Origin of the sequence: Pseudoalteromonas sp. CST2, from assembly GCF_028599385.1 — a bacterium.
In the GTDB taxonomy this organism is placed as follows: domain Bacteria; phylum Pseudomonadota; class Gammaproteobacteria; order Enterobacterales; family Alteromonadaceae; genus Pseudoalteromonas; species Pseudoalteromonas atlantica.
Genome location: NZ_JAQREO010000005.1, coordinates 1 through 13,578 on the forward strand (window position 1 = coordinate 1; position 13,578 = coordinate 13,578).

Here is a 13,578-nt window from a genome sequence, read left to right on the forward strand (position 1 = left end):
TCGACATCTACGTAAATTGCATCTAAGTTATTCATGCCCTTGCCTTGGTAATCTTATGTTTCTTGGTCGAAAGATCTGATCACCGCAAGGGCATTTAGTTCCATTTCTTATGCGCAGCTCAGGTTATCTATCTTAAAGCAATGGTTTTAGGTAATGCCCAGTATGCGAGCGCTCACATTCGGCTACTTCTTCAGGCGTGCCTGCAATGAGTATTTCACCGCCGCCAGCGCCCCCTTCAGGGCCTAAATCAACCACCCAGTCTGCGGTTTTAACCACATCTAAGTTATGCTCAATTACCACAATGGTATTACCATGATCGCGCAGGCGATGTAATACCACAAGTAGCTGTTCAATATCGGCAAAGTGAAGGCCGGTTGTTGGCTCATCAAGTATATACAGAGTTTTACCTGTATCGCGTTTAGAAAGCTCACGAGCCAGTTTTACACGTTGTGCTTCACCACCAGAGAGCGTGGTAGCAGCTTGCCCTAGGCGAATATACGATAAACCAACGTCCATTAGCGTTTTAAGTTTACGCGCTATTGCAGGTATTTTATCAAAGTAGTCGTGCGCGTCTTCAACGGTCATTTCGAGCACTTGGTGAATGTTTTTACCTTTGTATTGTACTTCTAAGGTTTCGCGGTTATAGCGCGCGCCCTTACATACATCGCACGGTACATATACATCAGGTAAAAAGTGCATTTCTACTTTAATTACACCATCCCCTTGGCAGGCTTCACAGCGCCCGCCTTTCACGTTAAAGCTAAAGCGACCTACTTTATAGCCGCGAGAGCGGGCTTCTTGTGTACCTGCAAATAACTCACGAATACCGGTAAAAATACCTGTGTAGGTTGCAGGGTTTGAGCGCGGTGTGCGACCAATTGGGCTTTGGTCAATATCAATCACTTTGTCAAAGTGATCAAGGCCACTAATTGATTTGTAAGGCGCGGCTTCTGCCGTGGTCGCGCCGTTAAGCTCGGTATGCGCAAGCTTAAAGAGTGTATCGTTAATGAGCGTTGATTTACCTGAGCCTGATACCCCTGTAATACAGGTTAATAAGCCAAATGGAATTTTTAAGTCTACATTTTTTAGGTTATTACCTGTGGCACCAAATAGCTCAAGCCATTTGTCGCTGGTTGGGTTACGCTCTTGTGGCACTTCTATTTTGCGCACGCCTGATAAAAACTGGCCAGTTACCGAGTCTTTAGTGGCTAAAATATCATCACGTGTACCTTGTGCAATAATGTGTCCGCCGTGCACTCCCGCGCCTGGGCCAATATCAATAATATGATCGGCTGCGCGAATCGCGTCTTCATCGTGCTCAACAACAATAACGGTATTACCTAAGTCGCGTAAATGCACCAATGTTTGTAATAAACGGTCGTTATCGCGCTGGTGTAAACCAATTGATGGCTCATCCAGTACGTACATTACGCCTACAAGGCCTGCACCTATTTGACTGGCTAAACGAATACGCTGGGCTTCACCACCGGAGAGGGTATCGGCACTGCGCTCAAGCGATAAGTAATTAAGGCCTACATTAATTAAAAACGATAAGCGGTCGCGAATTTCTTTCAGGATTTTTTCAGCTATTTGAGCTTTTTGACCTGTTAGCGATAACCCTTCAAAAAAGTCCATCGCTTCGCCAATACTCATATTTGTAATAGCAGGTAGGTTTGTTTGACCTATAAATACGTGGCGTGCTTCTTGGCGCAAACGCGAGCCATGACAACTAGGGCACGCTTGGCTAGTTTGATATTTAGCGAGCTCTTCACGCACCGAGTTTGACTCAGTTTCGCGATAGCGACGGTTCATGTTGTTTAACACGCCTTCAAACTCGTGGTTGCGTGTTATTAAATCGCCTCTGTCGTTACGGTAGTTAAAGGCTATTTTTGTTTGCCCTGAGCCTTCTAAAATAATTTTTTGCGATTCTTTAGCCAGCTTTTCAAATGGCACATCTAAATCAAAGTTATAGTGCTCGGCGACCGCCTGTAGCATTTGAAAATAATAAAAGCTGCGTTTATCCCATCCTTTAATAGCACCACCGGCAAGGCTGAGCTCTGGGTTATGTACCACACGGTTAGGATCAAAATATTGGCGTACGCCTAAACCATCACAGCTTTGACACGCACCGGCAGGGTTATTAAACGAAAATAAGCGCGGTTCTAATTCGGTCATTGCGTAGCCACAGGTAGGGCAGGCAAAATTTGCTGAGAACAGCATTTCTTCTATCGTACTGTCGTCCATGTAGGCTACATTTGCCACACCGCCAGACATCTCTAGTGCGGTTTCGAACGACTCTGCTAAACGCTGCTGTTGGCCATCTTTTACTTTAAAGCGGTCAACTACGACTTCAATAGTGTGTTTTTTATGAAGCTCAAGCGTTGGTGGATCTGATAAGTCGCATACTTCGCCGTCTATACGAGCGCGAATGTAGCCTTGGCTTGCAAGTTGCTCAAGTAATTTAACGTGCTCACCTTTACGATCTTTAACCACTGGCGCTAAAAGCATCAGCTTAGTGCCCTCTGGCAGTGCTAAAACGGTATCAACCATTTGGCTAATTGTTTGAGCTGCAAGCGGTAAGTCGTGGGTTGGGCAGCGTGGTTCGCCCACGCGGGCAAACATTAAACGCAAGTAATCGTATATTTCGGTAATGGTACCCACTGTTGAGCGAGGATTGTGCGATGTAGATTTTTGCTCAATAGAAATGGCGGGAGAAAGGCCTTCAATATGATCAACGTCAGGCTTTTCCATTAACGATAAAAATTGCCTTGCGTAGGCAGAAAGTGACTCAACATAACGACGCTGTCCTTCTGCATATAAAGTATCAAATGCCAGTGATGACTTTCCCGAACCAGATAGGCCTGTGATAACAATTAATTTATCACGTGGGATGGTTAGGCTGATGTCTTTTAAATTGTGCGTACGGGCGCCTCGGACTTCAATGTTTTCCATGCTATCTCGTTTATTACCAAAATTATTTGTCCAGTATCGCATAATACGAAACATTATTAATCAATGATCAACGAAAAAATCCTTACTTATAGGCGATTAATTATTGCCAAGCTTGTGGTAGAATCCCAGCCTAAATTTTTCATATCGTAAGAATACGCAGATAATGACCGCATCTTCACTTAATTCACGAGAAAAGCGCGCCGCTGTATCGCTGGCGAGTGTGTTTGCATTTAGAATGCTTGGCTTGTTTATGCTGATGCCTGTATTGGCTATTTATGGCCAATCGCTTGATGGTTTTTCGCCTATGTGGATAGGATTTGCTATTGGCGCGTATGGCTTAACGCAAGCGGTACTGCAAATTCCTATGGGGCGTTTGTCAGATAAAATAGGCCGTAAAAAAGTCATTGTTGGTGGCTTAGTTGTGTTTGCGTTGGGCTCTGTTATTGCAGCCCTTGCTGAATCTATTCAAATGGTTACAGTGGGCCGTGCACTACAAGGTATGGGCGCTATAGCCAGTGCGCTGCTTGCTTTTGCCAGCGACCTAAGCCGCGACGAACAGCGCCCTAAAGTAATGGCGGTGATTGGTATGAGCATAGGCATGAGCTTTGCTTTTGCTATGTTACTTGGGCCTATTGTTGCCGCGTCGTGGGGTGTAGCAGGGGTGTTTTGGTTAACAGCAATCCTTGCCGTGTTTGGTATTGGTATTATTTTATTTCTAGTGCCAAACGCAGTAAACAAAGCGCCCAAAGGCGATACCTTGGCAAGCTTTAGTGATATTAAAAAGCTTATTAAGCATCCGCAATTATCGCGCTTAAATGCAGGTGTATTACTGCTACATTTAACGCTAACCACTATTTTTGTGGTACTGCCAAGCCAACTAATAAAAGATGGCTTAGTGGCAAACCATCATTGGTATTTATATATTCCAGTATTGCTGTTAGCGTTTATTTTAATGGTCCCTATTATGATTATTGCCATTAAAAAAGAAAAAGAAAAACAGGCGTTTATTGGCTCAGTAGCACTGCTTTCTATTAGTATGTTTGCTATGTCTATTTGGGTGAATAGCGTGGTTGGCATTGCCATTTGTATGCTGCTTTATTTTGTAGCATTTAATTTTTTAGAAGCCACTATGCCTGCGCTTGTATCGCGTATTGCGCCCGCTAGCCAAAAAGGTTCGGCAATGGGTGGGTATTCGTCTAGCCAGTTTTTGGGGGCTTTTTTAGGTGGTATTTTAGGGGGTTATGTTGCCCAAACTACAAGTACGCAAGCTGTGTTTGCGGCAGCGGCACTTGTTGGGTTAATATGGCTTATTATTGCGTGGAAAATGCAAGTCCCACCGAAAAGTAAAGTTATTAGTTTAATGACCAATTTAAGTTCTGAAGAGCAAGCTCAAGCACTTGCTTCTCAGCTAGTTGCTTTACCTGGCGTAATAGAAGCAACAGTAGTACGCGACGAAAGCCGCAGCTATTTAAAGATTAATGATAAAGAATTTGACCTAGACCAAGCACGTAAAGTAGCTGGTTTAATCTAACGTTTATAGGAGAAGGTTCCATGGCACGCGGTGTGAACAAAGTAATTTTGGTTGGTAATTTAGGACAAGATCCTGAAGTTCGTTACATGCCTAATGGCAATGGTGTAGCAAATATTACCTTAGCAACGTCAGACAGCTATAAAGACAAAAACACTGGCCAAATGGTTGATAAAACTGAATGGCACCGTGTAGTATTTTTTGGCAAGCTAGCTGAAATTGTTGGTGAGTACTGCCGTAAAGGCTCGCAAATTTACGTTGAAGGTAAACTTCAAACACGTAAATGGACCGACCAACAAGGCCAAGAAAAATACACAACAGAAATCGTTGTTGATGGCTTTACGGGTCAAATGCAAATGCTAGGCGCTCGCGGTGGCGATCAGCAAGGTGGTGGTTATCAAGGTAATCAAGGCGGCCAACAAGGTGGCGGTTACCAAAATAATCAACAAGGCGGTGGCTATGGTCAAAACAACCAAGCTCAAAACAGCCAGCAAAGTGGTTATGCGCCACAGCAACAAGCTGCACCAGCACAACGCCCAGCTGCAGCACCTGCTCCACAGCAAAATAACCAATACCAACAATCAAACAACAGTGGCTTTGCTCCTGGGCAAAGTAATGCGCCACAGCAGCAAGGTGGTTTTGCACCTAAGCCGCAAAACGCCCCTCAGGGCGGTGCATCAAATCCTATGGAACCAACAATAGATTTTGATGACGACATTCCGTTTTAGACAAAGACAAAAATATAAATGTTGATAAATAACCTTGAAAGCCGCTAATAAGCGGCTTTTTTGTAACTACACGTTTTAGCACAAAAGGTGCTGTTTCTACCTGCCGTTTAATACTTTAAAGTCACTCAAAACGCGCTATTAGCGCCTTTTTATAGGCTAAAAATTGTATGGCACATATAACTAAAAAGCAGCCTGAGTAAGTCACTAACTGAGCAACTGGCTCGGGGCGAACAAAATATTCATGTAACAGCGCCCCAATTAACGTACCCGCCAATAAAACATACGCAACATAGGTAAACAGTGCTTTTTGCTTTTCATTTTTAATAAACAAAAGAGCAAGCATCATTAAACCCACTACCAACTCCAGTAAACCAACGCTATACATATAAATTTTAGCGTTAACGGGCAGTACCTGCGCAAAGTAGCTAAAGGTTTTAACGCTTACCTGCGCTGCTAATAATTTTGGCAGGGCAAACTTAAACATAAAAAGCGCGCTGGCTAAATTTAAAAGGTTACTAAATAAATTCTTCATGAAAGCTTATGCCTTAATAAAGCAGCCGTAAGGTAATAAACGCCACGGCTGCAATTTAAATGGTTACACAACAGTGCCGCGAATAGGGTAGTTATTTTGCTCTTTAATAAACTTTAAGCCTCTTACAACCACGTCTAATTCAGGGCGTAAATACGGGGCATTAGAAATATTTACAGCTTGCAATATCCCATGCTTATTTACGACAAACATAGCGGGCTCTGCAAAGTTGTGATCGGTTTCTTGCTCAGAGTGAGGTGAGGAAATATACAGCCCAAGTTGTTTCATTTGCTGCAGTGTTAATCCATACGCAATAGGAAAGCTAATCGCGAGCGTGTCCATGCTTTGTGTTAGCTGTGCGCGGGTATCTGCAGAAACGGCACAAACGCTCACCCCAAGTGCCTTTAATGCGGGTAATTGCGCTTCTAGTAAATTTAAGTAACGCATACAAAGCGGGCAGTGCTTGCCTCTGTATACCACGAGCATTTGCCACTCGGCGCCACCGTGCGGCTTACTTAGATCTGCGGTTGTACCATCGAGCAAGTGTGCAGTAACTGTTGGAAATGAATTACCGGCTATTAATTTAAATGACTCTGACATAAAAACCTCTTTTATACTGATTGTGAATGATTTTTTTTAACAAATAAGTACAGCGCAGTGAGTGCACATAAGCTGATACAGCTAATAAAAATATTGCGAGTGCCTCCGGGGATATATTCAACAAACGATGTTAAAAATTGCCCAGAAAAAACAGCCATTGTGAAATAAGAGAGGTTACGACCGCGAACAGAGGCTGCACTACGCTCTACGGTCATATGGTTTAATAGTGGGATGCTAAAACCAAAGCCAATACCGCTAAACACAGCGCCTATTACCAATAACGCTGTACCCGTTTGTAAAAAGAAAGCAAATGATGCCCCATAGCCTATAAATGCCAGCGCAAGTACTTTTTGCTCGCCCATTTTTTTAGTTAACTGAGGCATAAAATGTGCCCCAACAACAGCCACTAACGAGATGAAAGAGAGTAAAAAACCTACTTGTTCTTCATTATAATTTTGCGCATGCATTGTGCTGGGTAGTAAAACAATTGCGCTAAAAAACGTGATCATTGCAAGCACAGCCAGCGAATACACATGCTTAAGAGATAAGCCTTTATTTGATATTACGTGCTCTTGTGTTGCTTGTGCCTCTTGTGCTCGAGGGTGATTACGCGGCACAAAAAGTAGCAACATGGCTAAAAATACCCAAGAAATAAGGTACAACGATAATGGTAAAGCCCAATGCTGCACAGCAAGTAGGCCACCTATAAATAGAAATATAACGCCACCGAGCTCTATTGCCATACCTTGCTTAGCAAGCATGCCTAGGCGCGCTTTACCAAAGTACCACTGTGATATTAAAACGGTACAACCGGCCATAACAATTGAGGTAACACCGCCAAGCAAAATACGGTTAGCAAAAACCAACAACGGCCCTTGTAACCAATACACGCTTGCACCTAAAAAGCCGTATAAAAATAAGCCAATAATTAATGAACGGTAAGCGCCATATTTATCAATTAATTTACCTGCAATAGGCGCAAATATAACAGCCCCTAAAGCCGGTAAGGTCACTAAAAATACCGCACTGTCAGCAACATTTAGGGCTGTAGATATACTGATTAAACCAGGTGCAACCAATGCACCCACCATGATTGTTAAGCAAGCTATACACAGCAAAGTGTAGCTTCCTGCGTTATTGAGTTTATTCATAAGTATTCTCTGTTTTTAAATGGGGCAACTAAGGGGGACTTACGCTTAGTTGCAAGGAGTTAATGGCGGTTATTTTTTTGCGAGAGAGTTAAAAGCAGCGCTGATGGTAATTAACACTACACTAAGGACGACTACGCCAGGCCACTGGTACAAAGCAAAGGCTTTCACACCAATAATTGAGCCAAAGGCGCCGCCTAAGTAGTAGCCAAGCATGTAAACACCATTAATACGGCTTTGTGCGCTTGGGTCTATGCTAAATACGCGGACTTGATTGGCTACTTGTGCGCTAAAAATAGCGAAGTCGATTAAAATAATACCGATAATTAGGGCTATTAGGTTTCCTAAAAAAACGCCTGTAATAGCAAAACCAATAGCGGCAAGTGTGAGTACTATCATGACTAATTTTTTAGAGCCCAACGCATTGACCCACTTACCCGAAGACTTAGCCCCTATTACGCCAGCTAATGCGATGATGCCAAATAATCCGGCCTCTTGGGCACTGTAGTTAAAAGGTGCATCACTGACATAAATAGCTAAAGTAGCCCAAAGTACATTAAAAGCAGCAAACCAAAGCGCGCCAGTTAAAGTAAACACTTGTAGTGGTTTGTGCTGTTTAAATAACGCCACTGTACTTTTAAGTAGCGGCCAGTAACGTAAGCTAGTGTGTGGTTTATTTAGGGGTAAAAAGAGCCTAAGTAGTACACCAAATAGCGCAGCTAATATTGCAGACATAACAAATACGCCACGCCAACCAAAGTGCTCTCCTACAAAACCGCTTAACGTGCGTGAAAGTAAAATACCAATGGTTAGACCCATCATTAAGGTGCCTAATGTCGCCCCTTTATTTTCAGCAGATACAAGTGATGCCGCAAAAGGGATTAATTGCTGGGTAATGTTGGCACTTACCCCTATTAAAAATACCGACATTAATAACAGCGGTAAGTTAGGTGTAAATACGGCAAAACTACATGCAATAACCAGTAAGCCCGATAAAATGCTTATTAAGCGACGACGCGCAATAGAATCCCCCAGCGGCGAAATAAACAATAGGGCAAAAGCGTAACCAAATTGAGTAAATGCGGGAATGCTACCAAGTTGTGAATCCGTTAAATTAAACTCGTTACCAATCAGGGGTAAAATTGGCTGGCTGTAATATAGGTTTGCAGCGGTTGCTGCAATGGCGGTTGTCATCAACAATAAAATAAAGCGACTTAACGAGGCACTTTGCGTTACTTGGGTCATTTTGCTCTCCAACATTAAAAGGTAGGCGAATGATAGAGGGAGAAGCTTGATGTTAGAAATGTTTAAATTTGATGGAATCTATACAAATAACGTATAGTTGTTGCTATACCTCTCATACAGAGCAAATTTGAGTCGCACATGGATATAAAAATATTAAAAAGTTTTATTGCAGTGGCTAAGCACCTGAGCTTTTCAGAAGCGGCTCAAGAGCTACATACAGTTCAACCCGCTATAAGTCGCCATATTTCTTCGTTAGAAGAGCAGCTAGGTGTTAGCTTGTTTACCCGTAACTCTCGGGAGGTGTCGATCACGCAAGCCGGAGAGCAGTTAGTTAAAGATGCCACGGCAATTTTAGCGCTTACAGAGCGGGCTAAAAATAAGGTTAAACTGGTCGATAGCGGGCAGTTAGGTTCGCTGAGTATTGCGTATTTAAGCTCTGCGTGTTTAACATTTTTGGCCAAATTAATCCGAACGTATAAGTCGCAGTTTCCTAATGTTCACGTTACTTTGCTAGAAATGACCGCAACCGAGCAAATAGAGGCCCTTAAAAACGAACGGGTAGATGTTGCGTTTTCTCGGCCGTTACCAAGCACCATAGCCGATGAGTTTATAAGTGAAACTATGTACGTTGACCGCCTCGTAGCGGTGGTCAACAAAAATCATCCCTTTGCATCGACGCAAACTATTGATTTGAAAACCCTTAAAAATGAGCCGTTTATTCTTTTTAATCGCGACGAAGCCTTAGGGTTGTTTGATGAAATTATTACTCGTTGCAAGCGCGCTGGCTTTTCACCTAACATTATTAGTCAACCAAGGCATATGCAAACCTTAGTAACAGAGGTTGCCGCCGGTTTAGGGTTAGCTATAGCACCTTATTGTGTAAGTAAATTATATAGCGAGGGTTGCCATTTTATAGAGTTAGAAAAGGTCGACACACAAATTTATTTGCAGCTGCAATACAAGCAAATTAACAACAGCGCTACCACGCAAGCGTTTGTTGAAATGGCACTTAATGCCCAAGCAGAGATTCAGCTTAGCATGCGTAATTGAGTTGGCTTTATAAAAGCGCTTTTAGCTAACTTATGCACTGCAATAATTAGCGAGGCGTAAATGCGCAAAAACGCAAAAACACCTTTGTAATTTACATCTCATTTAATTGATTTGTAACTAATTAACATCTACTCTAGTGGTACTAATTACTTCAAGCAACTATGAGAAACATGAAAGCCATTATTTTATTTTTATTTCTTGTTTTTCAATTTGCCAGTTTGCCGGTAAGCGCTCAACCGGATTCTAAAATTACCAATGTCTTATTTATAAATTCTACCAACCAACATATGCCTTGGCATAAAAGTGTTGAAGAGGGCTTAAATAGCGAGCTATCAACACGGACTTTTGACTATGAGCTTTTTGTTGAAAACATTGATGTAGGGCGCTTTGATGAAGCCACTCAAACGCAATTAATGAGCGACTACCTCAAGCAAAAATATAAAAATAAGCACATTGATATAATTGTCACGCAATCCCCCTCAGCTGCCACGTTAATATCGCAATTGAATGATTTTTTTACTAGCACACCAAAAATTTATTTAGAACCTGGCGAACAGTTTAGGCTGCCGGCAAACACTAATAGTGCCTCAATGCAGGCTAAGTTAGACTACAAGCAAGCAACCGCCAGCGCGGTTAATTTAATGAAACCTAAAAAGCTCATAGTCATCTTAGATACTAAAAATGAAATAGGTAGAAACTTTTATACAGGGCTGTTTAATTTTATCAGCCAAGATTTTTCGTATTTAGAAGTTGAGCAATGGTTTGATCTTCCGGCTGCTGAACTGATGACAAAAGTAAAGAATGCGCCTTCAGACGCCATTATTTTATTTACCCCTATATTTAGAAATTACGAAAATAAGTCGATTAGCCCGTATCAGCTCGTCAGCTTACTCGCTCAGCACAGTAACGCCCCCATTTTTAGCTACTGGGAAGTTTTATTGGGCTCAGGTGTAGTAGGTGGTTATGTTTTATCCGGTGAGAAAATAGGTAAACGCGTGGGTGAAGCTATTATTTCTTACAGTGAAAATAACGTGTTACCTACTATAAGCGATGAAAATTTAAGTGTTCATAAATACGATTGGCGACAGCTAAAAAAATATAATGTTGCCCCGCAAAGCCTGCCAGAAAAATCGATTATTGCTTATTACAAGCCGAGTTACTTTGAACAAAATAAAGTGTTAATTTACAGCGCCGCGATTACTATTTTTGTATTGAGCGCTTTTTTAGTGTTTGTATTACGATTAAACCGCCGCCGCATTCAGCTTGTAAACGCGCTTGACGAAGAAAAGCTACGACTTGAATCGCGTGTAGAGCAACGCACTAAAGAGCTATTACAAGCTAAAGAAGAAGCAGAGCAACTTACCTCGTCAAAATCTGAATTTTTAGCCAATATGAGTCACGAGATCAGAACCCCAATGAGTGGCATTATAGGGCTGACAAATATTTTATTGGGCAAAAACTTACCTGAAGAAGACAAACAATATTTAGAAAAAATAAAATACTCGTCAGATCAATTGCTTGTGGTTATTAATGACATTTTAGATTTTTCAAAAATCGAGTCAGGAAATATTAAACTTGAGGCCTTTGCATTTTCGCTAAACGCGGTTGTCGATTATATAACGACCACATTTGAAAATAGGGCGCGGAGTAAAGGAATTGCGTTTGAGGTTAATATTAGCGATAACGTGAAACATAACTTAGTTGGCGATGTGGTGCGTATAAACCAAGTATTAATTAACTTGTGCTCTAACGCGATTAAGTTTACCTCTAAAGGGGCTGTTTCGGTGCAAATAGACGCAAAAGAAGCCCCCAATGACACCAAAAGTGTTGTTTTACGCTTTAGTGTTAAAGACACCGGCATAGGTATTGATGAAAAAAACTTACCTAACTTGTTTGAGTCATTTACTCAGGCCGACAGCTCTACAACCCGAAAATACGGGGGAACTGGGTTAGGCTTAGCCATTAGTAAACGTTTATGCCAAGCAATGGGTGGCGATATTTCTGTAAGCAGTACGCAAGGTGAAGGCAGTGAGTTTATTGCTACCATAAACGTTGAGGTAAACACCCAAGCATTAATAGAAGACAGCCCGCAGTTATCATTTGCTGAACCATTTGATGTATTACTAATAGATGATAACGAAGATGATTTAAGCTTAATTAAAAGTCAGCTTAGTGCAATGGGACTGCGTTGTACGCCTTGCACGCAGGCAAGTGATGCAATAGAGATAATTAAAGAAAATATAAACACTTATAAAATTATTATTGTTGATTGTGAAATGCCGACCATGAGCAGTGAAACGTTTTTTACCCGCATTTACAAAGTAAACCCACAACTTTGCAACAATATTATTGTACTTACAGCAAGCAAAAACGACGCAATTTACGACATAGCTAAAAAAATAAACATTAAAACTATTTTGCATAAGCCTGTGCTTACCAGCGTGTTATTTGAAGCGATGAAAAGCAAAGTGGTTAGCCCTTCTACAAGCAATACCCATAAACCTGCCACCGAAAAGCCACTGCAAGGGGTAAAAATACTCGTTGTGGAAGATAACGCCATAAACAGGTTAATTGTATCCGATATATTAGCCGCCAGTGGGGCGCAGGTGCACGTAGTAGAAAATGGTTTAGAATGCATACAAACCGTAAAATTAGAAACGTTTGATATTATTTTAATGGATATTCATATGCCCATTATGGACGGTGTAGAAGCGACTAAAGTAATACGCAGTGACAGCAATACTGCGCTTGCCTCTATGCCTATCATTGCGTTAACTGCAAACGTAATGAAAGATGATATTACTCACTACCTATCTATCGGTATGAATGCACATGTTGCTAAACCAATAAAAGCTAAAACATTACGCGATACAATACTTAATTGCTTAAATAAATAAACTTATCAATTACCTACCTTTAATAGCAGGCTTTAACGCCCGCAACGTTAAAAAACAAAACGTAAAATTTATATAAATAGGGTTTGACTCACACCTTTTAATATGTGAAATTTCATATATTCGTTTTTTCATATATGTTTAGTTCGCTATAGAACTACAAGGTTAAGGATTATGAGTAAATCAATTGAACACGAGCTACCTAATTTAGAACTTTCACAAAGCACTCCGCCTACCGTTAAGGATTTCACGCTAACGTTTTCATCTCATAAACCTAAAATCTTATTGTTATACGGCTCGCTAAGAGCCCGCTCATATAGCAAGTTAGTTATAGAAGAAAGTGCACGCTTGCTAACCCACTTTGGCGCTGAGGTTAAAATATTTAACCCTGAAGGTTTACCCATAACAGATAGTGAAGATGAGACGCACCCTAAGGTGCAAGAGTTGCGTGATTTAATGCTCTGGTCTGAAGGGCAAGTATGGTGCTCGCCGGAGCGACACGGTGCTATGACGAGTGTGTTTAAAAACCAGATTGATTGGGTTCCATTAAACCTGGGTGGGGTAAGGCCTACACAAGGTAAAACGCTGGCTGTGCTGCAGGTTTGTGGTGGTTCGCAGTCATTTAATGTGGTTAATCAGTTACGCGTATTAGGGCGCTGGATGCGCATGGTAACAATACCTAATCAGTCATCGGTGCCTAAAGCGTTTTTAGAATTTGAAGAAAATGGCCGAATGAAGCCTTCCGCTTTTTACAATCGAATTGTGGATGTAATGGAAGAGCTCGTAAAATTTACCTTATTAATGCGCGACCAAAAAGATTACTTTGTTGATAGATACTCTGAGCGAGTAGAAACAGCAGAGCAGCTCAGTAAACGCGTAAATCAAAAAGACATTTAGGAGGTTA

The 13,578-nt window shown here is 41.6% G+C and carries 10 protein-coding genes; 5 read left to right on the top strand and 5 right to left on the bottom strand.

Annotated elements, in window-relative coordinates:
* Positions 1-132: 132 nt before the first annotated feature.
* A complete protein-coding gene (gene uvrA, locus PSH41_RS08500; RefSeq protein WP_273588923.1) occupies positions 133-2,952 on the bottom strand; it encodes an excinuclease ABC subunit UvrA in 2,820 nt (939 codons plus the stop codon).
* A 163-nt stretch (positions 2,953-3,115) separates the two neighbouring features.
* Between uvrA and PSH41_RS08505 the strand changes: the two genes are divergently transcribed.
* Both PSH41_RS08505 and ssb read left to right on the top strand, forming a co-directional pair.
* On the top strand, positions 3,116-4,483 hold the full coding sequence (locus PSH41_RS08505) for an MFS transporter (RefSeq protein ID WP_024032520.1): 1,368 nt from the start codon (positions 3,116-3,118) through the stop codon (positions 4,481-4,483).
* Positions 4,484-4,503: 20 nt separating this feature from the next.
* The gene (gene ssb / locus PSH41_RS08510) at positions 4,504-5,208 is read left to right on the top strand and encodes a single-stranded DNA-binding protein (RefSeq protein WP_248451657.1); all 705 of its coding nucleotides are present in this window, start codon (positions 4,504-4,506) and stop codon (positions 5,206-5,208) included.
* A 121-nt stretch (positions 5,209-5,329) separates the two neighbouring features.
* Here ssb and PSH41_RS08515 read toward each other — a convergent pair whose 3' ends face one another.
* The 4 genes from PSH41_RS08515 to PSH41_RS08530 all read right to left on the bottom strand — a co-directional run bounded on the left by PSH41_RS08515 (position 5,330) and on the right by PSH41_RS08530 (position 8,730).
* On the bottom strand, positions 5,330-5,740 hold the full coding sequence (locus PSH41_RS08515; protein WP_055254627.1) for a hypothetical protein: 411 nt from the start codon (positions 5,738-5,740) through the stop codon (positions 5,330-5,332).
* Positions 5,741-5,803: 63 nt separating this feature from the next.
* Positions 5,804-6,337, bottom strand: a complete 534-nt coding sequence (locus PSH41_RS08520; RefSeq protein ID WP_273588802.1) for a redoxin domain-containing protein — start codon at positions 6,335-6,337, stop codon at positions 5,804-5,806.
* A gap of 11 nt (positions 6,338-6,348) precedes the next feature.
* Positions 6,349-7,488: an MFS transporter gene (locus PSH41_RS08525; protein WP_273588803.1), complete on the bottom strand. Its 1,140-nt coding sequence runs from the start codon at positions 7,486-7,488 to the stop codon at positions 6,349-6,351.
* Positions 7,489-7,557: 69 nt separating this feature from the next.
* Positions 7,558-8,730, bottom strand: a complete 1,173-nt coding sequence (locus PSH41_RS08530; protein ID WP_273588804.1) for an MFS transporter — start codon at positions 8,728-8,730, stop codon at positions 7,558-7,560.
* Positions 8,731-8,868: 138 nt separating this feature from the next.
* Between PSH41_RS08530 and PSH41_RS08535 the strand changes: the two genes are divergently transcribed.
* From PSH41_RS08535 to arsH, 3 genes are all read left to right on the top strand, one after another.
* Positions 8,869-9,780 (top strand): LysR family transcriptional regulator, encoded by a 912-nt coding sequence (locus PSH41_RS08535; protein ID WP_248462164.1) that lies wholly within the window; start codon positions 8,869-8,871, stop codon positions 9,778-9,780.
* A gap of 170 nt (positions 9,781-9,950) precedes the next feature.
* The gene (locus PSH41_RS08540; protein WP_273588805.1) at positions 9,951-12,677 is read left to right on the top strand and encodes a response regulator; all 2,727 of its coding nucleotides are present in this window, start codon (positions 9,951-9,953) and stop codon (positions 12,675-12,677) included.
* Between the two features lie 171 nt (positions 12,678-12,848).
* Complete coding sequence (arsH, locus tag PSH41_RS08545; RefSeq protein WP_024032512.1) at positions 12,849-13,571, top strand: arsenical resistance protein ArsH; 723 nt, start codon at positions 12,849-12,851, stop codon at positions 13,569-13,571.
* Positions 13,572-13,578 lie beyond the last annotated feature (7 nt).